This window comes from Streptomyces sp. NPDC058052, from assembly GCF_042885515.1.
Lineage (GTDB): Bacteria > Actinomycetota > Actinomycetes > Streptomycetales > Streptomycetaceae > Streptomyces.
The window spans coordinates 193,780-210,483 of the sequence record NZ_JBHVRX010000011.1 but is presented as its reverse complement, the minus strand read 5'-3'; the positions used below and the strand labels follow the sequence as shown (position 1 = coordinate 210,483).

The window sequence follows — 16,704 nt, the reverse complement described above, 5'->3', positions numbered from 1 at the left end:
CCACGTATAGTCATGCCATCCATGAGGAGGGTTTCGATGACGGTACGAGCAGCAGTCGCAGGAGCGAGCGGATACGCGGGCGGGGAACTCCTGCGTCTCCTCCTCGCCCACCCCCACGTCGAGATCGGCACCCTGACCGGCCACTCCAACGCCGGCCAGCGGCTCGGCGGCCTCCAGCCCCATCTGCTGCCGCTCGCCGACCGCGTCCTCGCGCCCACCACCGCCGAGGAGCTGGCCGGGCACGACGTCGTCTTCCTCGCCCTGCCGCACGGCCAGTCCGCCGCCGTCGCCGAGCAGCTCGGCCCGGACGTCCTCGTCGTCGACATGGGCGCCGACTTCCGGCTGAAGGACCCCGCCGACTGGGAGACGTACTACGGCTCCCCGCACGCCGGCACCTGGCCCTACGGCCTCCCCGAACTGCCGGGCGCCCGCGCCGCGCTGGAGGGGTCCAAGCGCATCGCGGTGCCCGGTTGCTACCCCACCGCCGTCTCGCTCGCCCTCTTCCCCGCGTACGCGGGCGGGCTGGCCGAGCCGGAGGCCGTGATCGTCGCCGCCTCCGGCACCTCCGGCGCCGGCAAGGCCCTCAAGCCGCACCTCCTCGGCAGCGAGGTCATGGGCAACATGACCCCGTACGGCGTCGGCGGCGGCCACCGGCACACCCCCGAGATGATCCAGAACCTCAGCGGCCCGGCCGGCGAGCGGGTCACCGTCTCCTTCACCCCCACCCTGGCGCCGATGCCCCGCGGCATCCTCGCCACCTGCACCGCCGCCGCGAAGCCCGGCACGACCGCCGAGGCCGTCCGCACCGCCTACGAGAAGGCGTACGCGGACGAGCCCTTCGTCCACCTCCTCCCCGAGGGGCAGTGGCCCGCCACGGCGTCCGTCCACGGTTCCAACGCCGTTCACATCCAGGTCGCGTACGACGCGAACGCCCACCGGATCATCGCGATCAGCGCCATCGACAACCTCACCAAGGGCACCGCGGGCGGCGCGGTGCAGAGCATGAACATCGCCCTCGGCCTTCCCGAGGACACCGGACTCTCCACGATTGGAGTCGCTCCATGAGCGTCACCGCAGCGCAGGGATTCACGGCGGCGGGCATCGCCGCCGGGATCAAGCAGAACGGCAACCCGGACCTGGCCCTCGTGGTCAACACCGGGCCCCGCCGCGCCGCCGCGGGAGTCTTCACGTCCAACCGCGTCAAGGCCGCGCCGGTCCTCTGGTCCCAGCAGGTCCTCGCCGACGGCGAACTGACCGCCGTCGTCCTCAACTCCGGCGGCGCCAACGCCTGCACCGGCCCCCAGGGCTTCCAGGACACCCACGCCACCGCCGAGAAGGCCGCCGAGGTCCTGGAGATCGGCGCGGGCGAGGTCGCCGTCGCCTCCACCGGTCTCATCGGCGTCCTGCTCCCCATGGACAAGCTCCTCCCGGGCGTCGAGAAGGCCGCCGCCGAACTCTCCGCCCACGGCGGCGAGAAGGCCGCCATCGCCATCAAGACCACCGACACCGTCCACAAGACGGCCGTCGCGGGCAAGGACGGCTGGACGGTCGGCGGCATGGCCAAGGGTGCGGGCATGCTCGCCCCCGGCCTCGCCACCATGCTCGTCGTCCTCACCACCGACGCCGACGTCGACGCGGCGGGCCTGGACGCGGCCCTGCGCACCGCGACCCGGCTCACCTTCGACCGGGTCGACTCCGACGGCTGCATGTCGACCAACGACACCGTCCTGCTCCTCGCCTCCGGCGCCTCCGGCACCGCCCCCGCCCAGGCCGACTTCGCCGAGGCCGTCCGGGAGGTCTGCGCCGACCTCGCCCGCCAGCTCATCGGCGACGCCGAGGGCGCCAGCAAGGACATCCGCATCGAGGTGATCAACGCGGCGACCGAGGACGACGCCGTCGAGGTGGGCCGCTCCATCGCCCGCAACAACCTCCTCAAGTGCGCCATCCACGGCGAGGACCCCAACTGGGGCCGGGTGCTCTCCGCCATCGGCACCACCTCCGCCGCCTTCGAGCCCGACGAGCTGAACGTCGCCATCAACGGCGTCTGGGTGTGCAAGAACGGCTCCGTCGGCGAGGACCGCGACCTCGTCGACATGCGCTACCGCGAGGTCGTCGTCACCGCCGACCTCGCCGCCGGCTCCGAGTCCGCCGTGATCTGGGCCAACGACCTGACCGCCGACTACGTCCACGAGAACAGCGCGTACTCGTCATGACCAACGCCACGCGGAAGCACAACGCCCTCCCGAAGGCCCAGACGTTGATCGAGGCGCTGCCCTGGCTCACCCGCCACCACGGCAAGACCGTCGTCATCAAGTTCGGCGGCAACGCCATGATCGACGAGGAGCTGAAGGCCGCCTTCGCCCAGGACGTCGTCTTCCTCCGCCACGCCGGCCTCAAGCCGGTCGTCGTGCACGGCGGCGGCCCCCAGATCAGCGCCGCCCTCGACCGGCACGGCATCGTCAGCGAGTTCAAGGCCGGCCTGCGGGTCACCACCGAGGACGCCATGGACGTCGTACGGATGGTGCTGGCCGGCCAGGTCCAGCGCGAGCTCGTCGGGCTGCTCAACCAGCACGGCCCGCTCGCCGTCGGCCTCACCGGCGAGGACGCCCACACCATCACCGCCACCAAGCACCGGCCGGAGATCGGCGGCGAACGCGTCGACATCGGCCGCGTCGGCGAGATCACCGCCATCGACACCGGCGCCATCCAGGCGCTCCTGGAGGACGGCCGCATCCCGGTCGTCTCCTCCATCGCCCGCTCCCAGGACGACGGACATGTCTACAACGTCAATGCTGATACGGCGGCTGCGGCACTCGCTGCGGCGCTGGGCGCCGAAACGCTGATGGTCCTGACCGACGTCGAGGGCCTCTACGAGGACTGGCCGCACAGCGACGAGGTCATCAGCCGCCTCACCGCGAGCCAGCTGGAGAAGCTGCTGCCCGACCTCTCCAGCGGCATGGTCCCCAAGATGGAGGGCTGCCTGCACGCCGTCCGCAACGGCGTCACCACCGCCCGCGTCATCGACGGGCGCGTCCAGCACTCCATCCTGCTGGAGATCTTCACCGACGAGGGCATCGGCACGATGGTCGTGCCGGACGGACAGGGGGCGTCATGAGCAACGGACAGCTGACCGAGCGGTGGCAGGACTCGCTCATGGACAACTACGGCACCCCGCGCCTGCCCCTCGTCCGCGGCGAGGGCGCCACGGTGTGGGACGCCGACGGCACGGAGTACCTGGACTTCGTCGGCGGCATCGCCGTCAACGCCCTCGGCCACGCCCACCCGGCCGTCGTCGAGGCCGTCTCCCGCCAGATCCGGAGCCTCGGCCACGTCTCCAACCTCTTCGTCGCCGAACCGCCCGTCGCCCTCGCCGAGCGGCTCCTGTCGCTCTTCGGCCGCCCCGGCAAGGTCTTCTTCTGCAACTCCGGCGCGGAGGCCAACGAGGCCGCGTTCAAGATCGGCCGGCTCACCGGCCGGACCCACATGGTCGCCACCGAGGGCGGCTTCCACGGCCGGACCATGGGTTCCCTCGCGCTCACCGGCCAGCCCGGCAAGCAGGCCCCCTTCCTGCCGCTGCCCGGCGACGTCACCCACGTCCCGTACGGCGACGCCGAGGCGCTGCGCGCCGCCGTCACCGAGGAGACGGCCTTCGTCATCATCGAACCGATCCAGGGCGAGAACGGCGTCGTCGTCCCGCCGCCCGGCTACCTCAAGGCCGCCCGGGAGATCACCCGCGCCACCGGCACCCTCCTCGTCCTCGACGAGGTGCAGACCGGCGTCGGCCGCTGCGGCGACTGGTTCGCGTACCAGGCCCACGAGGGCGTCGACCCCGATGTCGTCACCCTCGCCAAGGGCCTCGGCGGCGGCCTCCCGCTCGGCGCCACCGTCGCCTTCGGCGACACGGCGGCGCTCTTCGCCCCCGGCCACCACGGCACCACCTTCGGCGGCAACCCGGTCGCCTGCGCCGCCGGCCTGGCCGTCCTCGACACGCTCGGCGCCGACGCGGCCCTCGACCACGTCAAGTCCGTCGGCGAGCGGCTGCGCTCCGGAATCGAGGGCCTCGGGCACCCGCTGGTCTCCCATGTCCGTGGCGCGGGCCTCCTGCTGGGTATCGTGCTCACCGGGCCCCTCGCACCCCAGGTGCAGCAGGCGGCCCAGGACGCCGGCCTCCTGGTGAACGCGCCCGCCCCCGACGTCGTACGGATCATGCCCCCGCTGGTCCTCACCGACGCCGAGGCGGACACCTTCCTCCGGGCCCTGCCGGCCGTCCTCGACGAGGCGAACGGGCAAGGACGAACCGGAGAATGAGGCGACGATGACCGACGCGCAGGGGAACGAGCACGGAGGGCCGTCGGTCCCGCAGACCCGCACCGCACGCCACCGCAGGATCGTCGACATCCTCAACCGGCAGCCGGTGCGGTCGCAGAGCCAGCTCGCCAAGCTCCTCGCGGACGACGGGCTGAGCGTCACCCAGGCGACGCTCTCCCGCGACCTCGACGAGCTCGGCGCGGTGAAGATCCGCAACACCGGCGGCGAGCTGATCTACGCGGTCCCCAGCGAGGGCGGCTTCCGCACCCCGCAGGCCCCGCTCGGCGAGTCCGCCAAGGAGGAGCGCATGCGCCGCCTCTCCGGCGAACTCCTCATCTCCGCCGAGGCGTCCGCCAACCTGGTGGTGCTGCGGACCCCGCCGGGCGCCGCCCAGTTCCTCGCGTCCGCCATCGACCAGGCCGAACTCCACGCCATCCTCGGCACCATCGCGGGCGACGACACCCTGCTGCTCATCTCCCGCGACCCCACCGGCGGCCAGGCCCTCGCCGACCACCTGCTGCGCCTCGCGCAGAAGGGCACCTGAGCCCCGCTCAGTACCGCGTGATCGCCGTCGGACCCCGCAGGGTGCCGACGGCGATGTGCGGCCGCCGGTCCGGCTCCGCCCAGGCCAGGATCGCGCGCATCGCGTCCGCCGGCACGGAGACACAACCCGCCGTGGCCCCGGCCCCGTCGACGTGCAGGAAGATCCCGGCGCCGCGCATGCGGACCGGGCGCGCGTAGTTGAAGCCGATGACGAGCGCGTGCGCGTACTGCGTCCGGTACGCGACGAGGTGCTCGGCCTCGCCGGCGCGGCAGTCCGCCGGCAGCCCCTCGACCCAGCGGTTGTACGCGCGCGACGCGTTGTCCTGGCACCACCACGAGCGCGCGGTCGCCCGCACGTACCGGTACGCCGTGCCCGGCGGCGCGGGCCGGACGCCGAAGGCGTACGGCAGGTCGAAGAGGCCGGTCGGCGTGGTGTTCGTACCCTGCCGGCGGGTGGCGCCCTCGGCCAGCCCCTTCGCCCCGAACCGGGCCGGTGCCGAACCCGCCCGCACCCACCGCCCGCCCCGCCGGTCCCACCAGGTGACGGTGCCGGTGGTGGCGCCGGATTCCGGGGCGACGGCGGTGATCAACTGGGAGCCGCCCCCGGTGTCCGCCATCAGCGCGGGCAGCGGGACCACCGGGGGAGCGGCAGGGGGAGCGGCCGGGGGAGCCGGGGCGGACGTCAGGGAGAGCAGCGCGGCGCCGAGCGCGAGAAGGGTACGCATGGCGGCGACGGTAGGCCGCCCGCGCACTCCCCCGCCACGCTACTGGCCCGACCGGGGGAGCGGCGGCAGCGGCAGCGGCAGCGCGGGCAGCCCGTCGAGGCTGGTGGCGATGTGCTCCTTGCCCTCGCAGTACGTGTTGAACTCCTCGTCCGTCTTCCGGTTGAAGAAGTCGGCGTGCAGCGCGCGTTCCTCCCGGTACTCCATCAGCGGCACCGCGAAGCCGCAGGAGTCGCTGATCCGCCGTGCGCGCACCAGGACGATCGCCCGCGCGCTGATCTGGTCCTTCACCGCCTCCTCGGGGAAGCGGGCGAAGAGCGCGGGCCAGCGCGGGTCGTCCCGCAGCACCGCCTCGCCGTCGCCGTGCACCCGCACCACGGTCGGCGGCCCGGAGAAGGAGGTCCACATGAGGGTGATCCGCCCGTTGCCGGGCTCGCGGAGGTGGGCGAGGGTCTCGGCGCTGCTGCCGCCGAAGTCGACGTAGGCCAGGGTCAGTTCGTCGAGGACGACGAGGGTGCCCTTGCGGCCCTTGGGGGAGAGGTTGACGTGACCGTCGCCGGACAGGGGCGCGGTGGCGGTGAAGTAGACGGGCTGGTCCTCGATGAAGGCACGCAGACGCCCGTCGATGCGCTCATACGTTTTTCCCATGGGGCCATCATCCGTCCGGGACGCCGTCCCGTGACGGGCGGTCTCACGGGATCAGCGGGACCAGGGCCGCAGGGCGCGCCGCGCCTCCCGTACGACGGCGGGCTCGGGATCGTCGAGCAGCGCCGTCGTCCGCGCCGGATCCACCGCGTCGAGCAGCCGCAGTCCGGCGACCGCCGAGGCCCGCACCCGTCCGCTCCGATGCGCCGTCAACTCCCGCAGCAGGGGAGCGTCCTCGGCCCGCGTCCCGCACTCCCCGAGGCCGAGCGGCGCCCGGTCCGGCACGTCCGCCCCGGCGCAGGCGGCCCGGTACACGGCGACCGGATCGCCCCCGCCCTGCCGCACCACCCACCGGGCGCACGCCCGGGTCCGCCCCGACCGGTCGTGGAGGTACGGCTCCGCCTCCGCGTGCCGGCCCGCCCCGCGCAGCGCGGTCACCCCGGCCGCCCGGACCCGGCCGAACCGCGCCCCGAGCAGCACGGGCACGGTCGCGTCGGGCTCACCGGCCGCGACCGCCGCCGAGGCGGCCCGCTCCTGCACCACCGGGTCGTGGTCCCCGGCGGCCACCAGGGCCAGGCCGAGGCCGTCGTACAGCCCGCGGTCGAGGACGACGGAGAGCGCGGCCCGCCGGGTCACGGCGTCGCGGCAGCCGAGGAGCAGCGCGTTCACCCGCGCCGCGTCCCCGCCCCGCAGCACCCCGTCGAGGAGCTCCACCGTCGCGTCGCCCCGCAGCCGCGCGCCGAGCCGCAGGACCACCGGCGCGGTGACGGCGAGCGCCTCGTGCGAGGCACCCGGCAGCTCGGCCCGCAACAGGGCCAGCGCACGCGCGCGTACCGGCTCCACCCAGTCCGCCGCCCGCACCACGACCAGCGGCAGCACCTCCGGCCGCCCCGCCGCGTACGCCAGCGCGGCCTCCCGGATCCGCCCGTCGGGGTCGCACAGGGCGAGCGCGAGCCGCGCCTCGGTGGGGGTCCGGGTCTCCGGCGCGGGGGCCGGCCGCCACAGTCGCCGCCATCCCCGGCCCGCCGTCCCCGTGAGCCAGTTGTGCGTGGGGCTCAGCTCCCCGTGGACGACCGCCCGCCGCACGTCCCCGTCCAGATCGGCCCATGCCTTCGGCCGCGTCACGTCCAGGCACCGGTACAGCGGGAGCCCCCGGCCCAACCGTCGTACCGCCGCCTTCCGCGCCACCGTCTCGTCCGTCATGGGGCGAGGTTAGGGGGCGCCCGACGGTATCCGCCCGGGGATTTCCGCCCGGCGGGGTTCACCGGCCGCGTGCCGCCCGGCGTCGTTGCGCGCGCTCGGCTCGCCAGGCGGCGATCCGCTCGGCGTTCGCCTCGGCGAGGGTCCGGATCTCGTCCGCGTGCGGGCCGGTGAAGGCGTCACGGTCCCACCTCGCCCGCCCCGCCTTGACGCGGGCGACCGTGCGCACTTCCGGCAGGGGGTCGTCCAGCAGGCGCAGGGCGTTGAGCAGGACCTCGGGTTCGTAGCGGTACCGCAGGCGCCCCATGGCCAGCGTCCGGAGCGCGGCCGGCTCGCCGGGGGCCGTGCAGGCGATCAGCCGGTCCGTGGAGACCGCGCGGGCGGCCCGCAGGGCCCGGCCCGCCGCCCGGGCCATCTCCGGCGCCGGGTCGGCGAGGTGCGCCACGGCCTCGTCCCAGCCGAGGCCGTGGTGTCGCGAGAGCAGGACCAGGGCCCGTGCCCGCACATGCGCGTGCCGGTGCGCGAGCAGCCTCCGCAGGGCCTCGGGGTCGTCCCGCAGGACGCGCAGCACGACCGCGCCGACGCGGGGATCGGGATCGTCCGCGTACGGCGGCAGCTCCCCGTCCTCCACGGCGCCCAGCAGCCGCAGCCCGCCCAGCGCCCGGGCCCGTACGGCGCCGTCCGCGTGCCGGGTGAGGGCGTGGAGCAGGGGTACGTCCTCCGGGTGGCGCTGCTCCGCGAGCGCGCTGACGGCCGGGGCCGTGAGGGTGGCGGGGTCGGCGCAGAGCGCGCGGAGGCGGGCGCGCGGATCGCCTCCCGCCTCCCGCAGGCCGTCGCGGGCGAGCCCGCGCACCCAGGGGGAGGGGTCGGCGAGATACGCCCCGAGTCCGTCCCCCGCTCCCGCCCGCAGCCACGCCACGGCCGTGCCCCGGACGGCGGGGTCGGAGGCGTCCAGCAGCCGCGCCACGGCGGCCTCGACGGCCTCTGCGGTCTGGACGGCTTCGACGGTCTCGGCGGTCTGGACGGTCTCGGCGGCCTCCGCGGCCGTGCCCGAAGGCGGTCCGAGCGGCGCGCCCCCGCACGAGCACGACGACGCTTCAGCCGCGCCCGCGCCCGCGCGCGTGCCGGTGTCAGCTCCCCTGCCGGTGCCGGTGTCAGCTCCCGTGTCCGTGCCCGCGCCGGACGCCGCCGGGGTCACCGCCGGGGCCGGCCGGGGGCTCTTCCCGGCCCGTCGCGCCAGCGAGCGCGCGGCGTGCCGTCGGACGTGGCGGTCGCGGTGGCCGAGGGCGATCCCGGCCAGGTCGTCGGCGGTGAGCAGGCCGGTGTCCACGGCGTACCGGAGTGCGAGGACGCGCACCTCGGAGCCCTCGCCCACCTCCAGGAACCCGAGCAACCGCCTCCGCGCGGCGAGGTCCCGGCGGTCGCCGAGCGCGGCGCGGAGCCCTTCGAGCCGTTCGCTCGGGTCGCGGGCGGTCAGGGCGATCTCGTACAGCGCGTCCTCGTCCAGCGCCCGGGACTCCGCTCCGGCCCGGATCCCGGCCTTCCGGGCGTCCCAGCGGTCCCAGCCCCCGCTCGCGCGCAGTTCCCGCACCGCCTCCGCCGGGATGCCGCCGATCCGGCCGATCACCGCGTCGCGCCCCCAGAGGCCGTGCTGCCGCACGCCCACGCGCAGGGCGAGCGCGGCGAGGTGCCACACCACGTCGTCATCGGCGGAGGCGAGCGCCCGGGCGAAGTGCGCGCGGGCGCGCCGCCGTACGGGCTCGTCGCCGTCGGCGCACCGCAGCAGGAGCAGCGGCAGCGGTGCGGCCGGGCCCGCCTCGTCCAGTGCCGCCGCCCGGACCCGCGCGTCGGCGTGGCACAGGCACAGGGCGAGCTCGGAGGCGCGGGGCGGCCGGTGCCAGGACGGGGCGCCGCCGTCCCCGGCCTCCTCGTCCCAGTAGGGCGCGGTCGCCCAGTCGGCCACCTCGCGGCTGTCGAACCAGTGGACGCCGAGCAGGAACGTCGACGAGGAGCGCCGGCCGGCCACGCGGTCCAGGGTTCCGTCGAAGACGTCGGAGTCGAGCCGCACCCAGTCCTCGGCACGGCCCGCGCCCACCGCCGAAGCCGTGTCCTTGCCGTGCAGAAGCCGTTCTCCCCGGCGAAGGTAGTGCGTGGGACCCAGCAGCCGTTCACTCGTCATGCGGCGGACTGTATCCGCGCACCGGCCCGCCCGACCTGGGGTTTTCCCGCCGGTCGACGCCAATTGACGAATCATGCAGAGTTCTGCATACTCATGCATCAAGGGTTTCGGTCGTCGAGGCGAGGAGCAACCAGAAGTGAGCAGCAACAACGGTGACGTCCGGCTCTGGGGCGGTCGCTTCGCCGACGGTCCGGCCGAGGCCCTCGCGAAGCTCTCCGCCTCGGTCCACTTCGACTGGCGCCTCGCGCCCTACGACATCGCCGGATCCCGCGCCCACGCGCGCGTGCTCCACAAGGCCGGCCTTCTCACCGAGGACGAGCTGACCCGGATGCTGGCCGGCCTGGACCTGCTGGAGGCGGACGTCGCCGACGGCTCCTTCGTCGGCACCGTCGCCGACGAGGACGTCCACACCGCGCTGGAGCGCGGCCTCCTGGAGCGGCTCGGCGCCGACCTCGGCGGCAAGCTGCGGGCCGGCCGGTCCCGCAACGACCAGGTCGCCACCCTCTTCCGGATGTACCTCCGGGACCACGCCCGGATCATCGGCGGGCTCGTCGCCGACCTCCAGGACGCGCTCGTCGGCCTGGCCGAGGCGCACCCGGACGTCGCCATGCCCGGCCGGACCCACCTCCAGCACGCCCAGCCGGTGCTCTTCGCCCACCACGTGCTCGCCCACGCCCAGTCCCTCTCCCGGGACGCCGAGCGGCTGCGCCAGTGGGACACCCGCACCGCGGTCTCCCCGTACGGCTCCGGCGCCCTCGCCGGCTCCTCCCTCGGGCTCGACCCGGAGGCGGTCGCCAAGGACCTCGGCTTCGAGCGCGGCTCGGCCGGCAACTCGATCGACGGCACGGCCTCCCGCGACTTCGTCGCCGAGTTCGCCTTCATCACCGCGATGATCGGGGTCAACCTCTCCCGGATCGCGGAGGAGATCATCATCTGGAACACGAAGGAGTTCTCCTTCGTGACCCTCCACGACGCCTTCTCCACCGGCTCGTCGATCATGCCGCAGAAGAAGAACCCGGACATCGCCGAGCTCGCCCGGGGCAAGTCCGGCCGCCTCATCGGCAACCTGTCCGGCCTGATGGCCACCCTCAAGGCCCTGCCGCTCGCCTACAACCGCGACCTCCAGGAGGACAAGGAGCCGGTCTTCGACTCCTGCGACCAGCTGGAGGTCCTGCTCCCCGCCTTCACCGGCATGATGGCCACGCTCACGGTCAACCGGGAGCGCATGGAGGAGCTGGCCCCCGCCGGCTTCTCGCTCGCCACCGACATCGCCGAGTGGCTGGTCAAGCAGGGCGTGCCGTTCCGGGTCGCCCACGAGGTGGCCGGCGAGTGCGTGAAGGTCGCCGAGTCCGAGGACAAGGAGCTGGACGAGCTGACCGACGAGCAGTTCGCCAAGATCTCCGAGCACCTCACCCCCGAGGTCCGCACGGTCCTGAACGTCCCCGGTGCCCTCGCCTCCCGGAACGGCCGGGGCGGCACCGCCCCCTCCGCCGTCGCCGTCCAGCTCGTCGAGGTCAAGGCCGACCTGGTCGTCCAGCACGCCTGGGCCACCGCCAAGCGGAAGTAGCCCCGGAGGGGGCACCCCCAGCGTCACAGCGCCGCCGCCCAGTCCGCGAGCCTGTCGAAGTCCGGCCGGAGCAGTCCCAGCCGGGGGTCGACGTGCAGCAGCAGGGCGGCGGTGAGGTGTTTCTGCTCCACGTACTCGTGGTCGTACGGCGTGATGTCGTCGTCCACCCATGCGAACGGCCGCCCCCGCGCGTACTCCAGGATGTACTGGGTCTTCCAGAACGTCCCGCGCGGGGCGGCCCCGTGCATCGTCGGCCAGTCGATGAAGGGCAGCTCGGGCAGCCCCAGGTGGGGCCCGATCCACTCGTTGGCCTCGTCCTTCCACGTCGTCGCCCACACCAGCTCGTACGCCTCCGCCAGCGCGAGCAGCTCCGCCCCGTGCCCCGGGTTCAGCCACACCCGCAGCGGCTTGGTCTCGAACCAGCCGGCCGGCCGCATCCGATGGGTCGTGTACCCCCCCGGCCGGCGCTCGGCCTTCGCCGCGTAGGGATTGAGCGGTCCGTCCACGTCGATCAACAGCAGCGGCTTCGTCATGTCCACAGCATCCCGTTCCCCCTCTCGGTGAGGCATCAGAATTTTAGGTGAGACATTCATGTCTCATTCGGTGTATGGTCGTCTCATGTCAGTCGATCGCACCCAGGTGCTCCGCACCGCCGCCGCCCTGCTCTCCCGCAAGGCGACCGCCACCATGGACGAGGTCGCCCGGGCCGCGGGCATCGGCCGGGCCACCCTCCACCGGCACTTCGCCGGCCGGGACGCGCTCGTGCGGGCGCTGGAGCAGCTGTGCATCGAGGAGACCGAGGCCGCCCTGGAGTCGGCCCGGATCGAGGAGGGGCCCGCCGACGAGGCGGTGCGCCGGCTCGTCGCCGCCGCCCAGCCCGTGGCCCCGCTGCTCGCCTTCCTCGTCACCGAGAACCAGCTGTTCGAGGGGGACGGGCAGAACGAGGGCTGGGCCCGGCTCGACGCCCGGCTCGTCGCCTTCTTCCGGCGCGGCCAGGAGGAGGGCACCTTCCGGATCGACCTGACCCCCGCCTGGCTGTGCGAGGCGTTCTACGGGCTGATCGGCTCGGGAGCCTGGGCCGTCGCCGACGGGCGGGTCGCCGCCAACGACTTTTCTTACATGATCGCCGAGCTGCTGCTCGGCGGAGCGCGCAGGAGCGTGGAGAAGTGATCACCGAAACCGTTCAGCACGAGAGCCATATCGAGGGCGTGCGCCGTCCCGGCCGGTGGCTCGCCCTCGCCGTGCTCGTCCTGGCCGTGCTGCTCGTGGCCGTGGACGCCACCGTGCTCGGCCTGGCGACCCCGTTCCTCTCCGAGGACCTGAAGCCGACCGGCACCCAGCTGCTCTGGATCGGCGACGTCTACTCCTTCGTCATCGCCGGCCTGCTCGTCTCCATGGGCAGCCTCGGCGACCGCATCGGCCGCAAGAAGCTGCTGCTGATCGGCGCCACCGCGTTCGGCGCCGTCTCGGTCCTGAACGCCTACGCGACCAGCCCCGAGATGATGATCGCCGCCCGGGCCCTGCTCGGTGTCGCCGGCGCCACCCTCATGCCGTCCACCCTGGCCCTCATCCGGAACCTCTTCCACGACCCGCGCGAGCGCAGCCTCGCCATCGGCATCTGGGGCGCCATGGCCTCGGCCGGTGCCGCCGTCGGCCCGGTCGTCGGCGGCTTCCTCCTGGAGCACTTCTGGTGGGGCTCGGTCTTCCTCATCAACCTGCCCGTGATGGCCGTCCTGGTCGTCGTCGGCGTGAAGCTGATCCCCGAGTCGAAGAACCCGAACCCGGGCCCGTGGGACGTCCCCAGCGTCGGCCTCTCCCTCGTCGGCATGATCGGCGTCGTCTACGCGGTCAAGGAACTGGCCTCGCACGGCCTCACCCTCGACGTGGCCGTCGCCACCCTCGTCGGCGCCGGCGGCCTCACCTGGTTCGTCCGCCGCCAGCTCACCCTGCCGGCCCCGCTCCTGGACATGCGCCTCTTCCGCAACCGCGGCTTCTCCGGCGCCGTCCTCGCCGACCTGCTGACCATCCTCGGCCTCGCCGGCCTGGTGTTCTTCCTGTCCCAGTTCTTCCAGCTGGTGCAGGGCCGCGCACCGCTGGAGGCCGGCCTGGCCGAGCTGCCCGCCGCCGTCGGATCGGTGACCGCCGGTCTGCTCGCCGGCCGGTTCGCCCGCCGCTTCTCGGTCCGCACGGCCGTCGCCGGCGGCCTCGCCGCCATCGGCCTCGCCCTCGCGGTCCTGACCGTCATCGGCCGGACCACCGGCTACCCGCTCCTCGGCGCGAGCCTGCTCGTCGTCGGTGTCGGCGCCGGTCTCGCCTTCACCGTCACCGCCGACGTGATCCTCTCCAGCGTCCCCAAGGACCAGGCCGGATCCGCGTCCGCCGTCTCCGAGACGGCGTACGAACTCGGCGCCGCACTCGGCATCGCCGTCCTCGGCTCCATCGTCACCGGCGTCTACCGGGGCTTCACCACCCCGCCCGGCGTCCCGTCGGACGTCGCCGCGGCCGCCCACGACTCGCTCGGCGGCGCCGTCGAGGCGTCCGGCGCCCTCGACCCCGCCCGCGCGCAGGCGCTGGTGACGGCCGCCCAGGACGCCTTCGTCGACGGCCTCAGGATCGCCGCCGGCGTCGGCGCGGCCGTCCTCCTCGCGACCGCCGTGGCCGCCTGGTTCCTCCTGAAGGACCAGAAGCTCGCGGACGGCGTCGAGCACTGATCCACCCGCCGCACGCAGGAGGGCGCCCCCGGATCCCGGGGGCGCCCTCCGCGCGTACCGCTCGCCGTCAGGCGGCTTCCTTCGCCTTCGTGGCGTACATGTCCACGTACTCCTGGCCCGACAGCCGCATGACCTCCGCCATCACCGAGTCCGTCACCGCGCGCAGCACGTACCGGTCGCGGTCCATGCCCTCGTACCGGGAGAACTCCAGCGGCTCGCCGAAGCGGACCGTCACCTGCACCGGGCGCGGGAAGCCCGCCCCGCCCGGCTGCGCCTTGTCCGTGCCGATCACCGCGAACGGCACCACCGGAGCGCCCGTCATCAGCGTCAGCCGGGCCACGCCCGTACGGCCCCGGTAGAGCCGGCCGTCGGGGGAGCGGGTGCCCTCCGGGTAGATCGAGAAGATCCTGCCCTCCTCCAGCACCCGGCGGCCCGTCATCAGCGCCGCGACACCGCCGCGCCCGCCGTCGCGGTCCACCGGGATCATGCCGACGCTGGTGAAGAACCACGCCATCAGCCGGCCCTTGATGCCCTTGCCCTTCACGTACTCGTCCTTGCCGATGAAGTAGACCGGGCGGTCCAGGCAGATCGGCATGATCATCGAGTCGATGAAGGTGAGGTGGTTGCCCGCGAGGATCACCGGACCGGTCCCGGGGACGTTCTCGGCTCCCTCGACGCGGGGGCGGAACATCAGGCGCAGGACCGGACCGAGAGTGGCCTTCACGATCGCGAGACGGGACAACGGTTCCTCCGGTGTCGGGCGGGCGGCTCCGGGAGCCGACGGTGCAGCACGCGACGATACTCGCGGGTCACGGCCGTGCGCACATCGGGTTCACCGAACGGATACACGGTGTTGACGCGTGTTTCCGCCATGTTCGGCCCAGGTCTGCCGCCCGTAGGGGATCACTGCCTAGCGTCGGGTCCACCCACCGACAGGTGCGGGACATCACACAGGAGGACCTCCATGACCCAGGGCGCACCCCGGACCCCGGCCCGCCGCACGGTACTCGGAGCGGCCGGCGCCGCCGCGTTCGGCGCCTCCGCCGGACTCGCCGCCGGCGCGGGCACCGCGCAGGCCGCCGAGACCGGCCGCCCGCACGGCCAGGGCCACGGGCGCGGCTACCGCTCGCTCCCCGTCCCGACCGTCATCGCCCACCGCGGCGCCAGCGGCTACCGCCCCGAGCACACCCTCGGCTCGTACGGGCACGCCCTGGACCTCGGCGCCCACGTCATCGAGCAGGACCTCGTCCCCACCAAGGACGGGCACCTGGTCTGCCGCCACGAGAACGACATCACCGGCACCACCGACGTCGCCGACCACCCCGAGTTCGCCTCCCGCAGGACCACCAAGTCGGTCGACGGCGTCTCGTACACCGGCTGGTTCACCGAGGACTTCACCCTCGCCGAGCTGAAGACCCTCCGTGCCAAGGAGCGCATCCCCGGCACCCGCCAGGAGAACACCCTGTACGACGGCCGCTGGACCGTCCCCACCTTCGAGGAGGTCCTGCGCTGGGCCGACGAGGAGGGCCGCCGCCGGGGCCGCGAGATCTGGCTCCACGTCGAGACCAAGCACCCCTCGTACTTCCGCTCGATCGGCCTCGGCCTGGAGGAGCGCCTGGCGAAGCTCCTCCGCCGCTACGGCCGCCACCGCGCGCACTCCGCCGTCTTCCTCCAGTCCTTCGAGCCCAGCAGCGTCCAGCGCCTGGCGAAGCTGGTCGACTCCCCGCTCGTCGTCCTGCTCTCCGGCGCGGCCACCCGCCCCTGGGACTTCGTCGAGGCCGGCGACCCGCGGACCGTCGCCGACCTCGTCACCCCGGCCGGACTGCGCTGGATCGCCTCGTACGCCCAGGGCATCGGCCCCACCCTCGACCTGGTGATCCCCAAGGACGCCACGGGCCGGCTGGGCACCCCGACCACCCTGGTGCGGGACGCCCACGCGGAGGGCCTGATCCTCCACCCGTACACCCAGCGCAACGAGAACACCTTCCTGCCCGCCGACTTCCGCCGGGGCACCGACCCGGCCGCCTACGGCGACGCCTTCGGCGCCCTGCGGCGGTACTTCGAGACCGGCATCGACGGCGTCTTCTCCGACAACCCCGACACCGCCCTGCTGGCCGCCGCGGACTTCCGCGACCGCTGACCCGCCGACCGGTCCGGCCCGCCGACCGGCGGGCCGGACCGGGACCGGCAGCCGGTGCCGTACGCCGACCGGGTGGTTCCCCGCCCGGAACGCAACCGCGCCCCCACGCCGCCGCATCGTGGCGGTCATGACCTCCCCGGAAACCCTCCTCGCCACCCTGACGCCGCTGCTCGCCGCCGAATCGCGGGCCGAGGCCGCGGCCGCCGGGATCGAGCCCGGCGACCTCGAACAGGCCGTCTGGCTGCGGCTCCTGGAACGGCTCCGCGCCGACGGCGCCCCCGACCGCCCCGCCGACTGGCTCCGCCGGGCCGTCCGCGCCGAGGCCCGCAGGGCCCGCCGCACCAGCGGCCGCGAGCGCCCGTACCACGGGGAGGCGCCCCAGGGCCCGGAGCCGGACCACGGCTCCCCGGAGGGCTCCGCCCTCACCGCCGAACGCTGCCGCACCCTCCGTGCCGCCGTCACCCGGACCCCCGGCCGCTGCCCCCGCCTCCTGAACGCGATGCTCGACCCCGCGGACCCCACCTACCGGGAAATCGCAGGAACGTTGGGTATCTCACAAGGCAGTCTGGGGCCGATGCGTTCCCGTTGCCTGGGATGCCTGCGCAGAATGCTCGCGGCAGAGGTTCCCGCGTCCGCCCGGAGGGGAAGGGTGCGGGGTACCGATCGGTGACCCGATGAGCGGAGGCATG

16 protein-coding genes are annotated in these 16,704 nt (G+C 74.0%); 10 read left to right on the top strand and 6 right to left on the bottom strand.

The genetic code is table 11. The features are described 5' to 3' along the window. Positions 1 to 36: 36 nt before the first annotated feature. From argC to ACFVU3_RS18205, 5 genes are read left to right on the top strand one after another with little or no spacing between them, the layout of a single operon-like run. Complete coding sequence (gene argC / locus ACFVU3_RS18225; RefSeq protein ID WP_390067231.1) at positions 37 to 1,065, top strand: N-acetyl-gamma-glutamyl-phosphate reductase; 1,029 nt, start codon at positions 37 to 39, stop codon at positions 1,063 to 1,065. After that, positions 1,062 to 2,213 (top strand): bifunctional glutamate N-acetyltransferase/amino-acid acetyltransferase ArgJ, encoded by a 1,152-nt coding sequence (gene argJ, locus ACFVU3_RS18220; protein WP_390067229.1) that lies wholly within the window; start codon positions 1,062 to 1,064, stop codon positions 2,211 to 2,213. The genes argC and argJ overlap by 4 nt, the downstream gene beginning before the upstream one ends. Further along, a complete protein-coding gene (gene argB / locus ACFVU3_RS18215) occupies positions 2,210 to 3,115 on the top strand; it encodes an acetylglutamate kinase (RefSeq protein ID WP_390067227.1) in 906 nt (301 codons plus the stop codon). Before argJ ends, argB begins: the two co-directional genes overlap by 4 nt. Continuing rightward, on the top strand, positions 3,112 to 4,308 hold the full coding sequence (locus ACFVU3_RS18210) for an acetylornithine transaminase (protein ID WP_390067225.1): 1,197 nt from the start codon (positions 3,112 to 3,114) through the stop codon (positions 4,306 to 4,308). The genes argB and ACFVU3_RS18210 overlap by 4 nt, the downstream gene beginning before the upstream one ends. A 7-nt stretch (positions 4,309 to 4,315) precedes the next feature. After that, a complete protein-coding gene (locus tag ACFVU3_RS18205; protein ID WP_390067223.1) occupies positions 4,316 to 4,852 on the top strand; it encodes an arginine repressor in 537 nt (178 codons plus the stop codon). Between the two features lie 7 nt (positions 4,853 to 4,859). Here ACFVU3_RS18205 and ACFVU3_RS18200 read toward each other — a convergent pair whose 3' ends face one another. From ACFVU3_RS18200 to ACFVU3_RS18185, 4 genes are read right to left on the bottom strand one after another with little or no spacing between them, the layout of a single operon-like run. Further along, entirely contained in the window at positions 4,860 to 5,576 is a 717-nt protein-coding gene (locus tag ACFVU3_RS18200) for a L,D-transpeptidase (protein WP_390067221.1), read from the bottom strand. 39 nt (positions 5,577 to 5,615) lie between these two features. Next, complete coding sequence (locus ACFVU3_RS18195; protein WP_390067219.1) at positions 5,616 to 6,221, bottom strand: pyridoxamine 5'-phosphate oxidase family protein; 606 nt, start codon at positions 6,219 to 6,221, stop codon at positions 5,616 to 5,618. Between the two features lie 51 nt (positions 6,222 to 6,272). Beyond that, the gene (locus ACFVU3_RS18190) at positions 6,273 to 7,421 is read right to left on the bottom strand and encodes a hypothetical protein (protein ID WP_390067217.1); all 1,149 of its coding nucleotides are present in this window, start codon (positions 7,419 to 7,421) and stop codon (positions 6,273 to 6,275) included. A 58-nt stretch (positions 7,422 to 7,479) separates the two neighbouring features. After that, complete coding sequence (locus ACFVU3_RS18185) at positions 7,480 to 9,597, bottom strand: hypothetical protein (protein ID WP_390067215.1); 2,118 nt, start codon at positions 9,595 to 9,597, stop codon at positions 7,480 to 7,482. A gap of 136 nt (positions 9,598 to 9,733) precedes the next feature. Here ACFVU3_RS18185 and argH point away from each other — a divergent pair, with 136 nt between their 5' ends. Continuing rightward, a complete protein-coding gene (argH, locus tag ACFVU3_RS18180) occupies positions 9,734 to 11,164 on the top strand; it encodes an argininosuccinate lyase (protein ID WP_390067213.1) in 1,431 nt (476 codons plus the stop codon). A gap of 23 nt (positions 11,165 to 11,187) precedes the next feature. Here the strand turns inward: argH and ACFVU3_RS18175 are convergent, their stop codons facing one another. Next, positions 11,188 to 11,697, bottom strand: a complete 510-nt coding sequence (locus ACFVU3_RS18175) for an HAD domain-containing protein (RefSeq protein WP_390067211.1) — start codon at positions 11,695 to 11,697, stop codon at positions 11,188 to 11,190. Positions 11,698 to 11,782: 85 nt separating this feature from the next. On the opposite strand from ACFVU3_RS18175, the gene ACFVU3_RS18170 reads away from it, so the two are divergent. Together ACFVU3_RS18170 and ACFVU3_RS18165 are read left to right on the top strand one after the other, a co-directional pair. Beyond that, entirely contained in the window at positions 11,783 to 12,334 is a 552-nt protein-coding gene (locus tag ACFVU3_RS18170; RefSeq protein ID WP_390067209.1) for a TetR/AcrR family transcriptional regulator, read from the top strand. Further along, positions 12,331 to 13,875 (top strand): MFS transporter, encoded by a 1,545-nt coding sequence (locus tag ACFVU3_RS18165; protein ID WP_390067207.1) that lies wholly within the window; start codon positions 12,331 to 12,333, stop codon positions 13,873 to 13,875. Before ACFVU3_RS18170 ends, ACFVU3_RS18165 begins: the two co-directional genes overlap by 4 nt. A 67-nt stretch (positions 13,876 to 13,942) precedes the next feature. Here the strand turns inward: ACFVU3_RS18165 and ACFVU3_RS18160 are convergent, their stop codons facing one another. Then, positions 13,943 to 14,617 carry a lysophospholipid acyltransferase family protein gene (locus ACFVU3_RS18160; protein ID WP_390067205.1) on the bottom strand — a complete coding sequence of 225 codons (675 nt, stop codon included), beginning with the start codon at positions 14,615 to 14,617 and terminating at the stop codon, positions 13,943 to 13,945. A gap of 222 nt (positions 14,618 to 14,839) precedes the next feature. Between ACFVU3_RS18160 and ACFVU3_RS18155 the strand changes: the two genes are divergently transcribed. After that, a complete protein-coding gene (locus tag ACFVU3_RS18155) occupies positions 14,840 to 16,015 on the top strand; it encodes a glycerophosphodiester phosphodiesterase (RefSeq protein ID WP_390067203.1) in 1,176 nt (391 codons plus the stop codon). A gap of 127 nt (positions 16,016 to 16,142) precedes the next feature. Then, entirely contained in the window at positions 16,143 to 16,685 is a 543-nt protein-coding gene (locus tag ACFVU3_RS18150; RefSeq protein ID WP_390067201.1) for an RNA polymerase sigma factor, read from the top strand. The last annotated feature ends 19 nt before the right edge of the window (positions 16,686 to 16,704 follow it).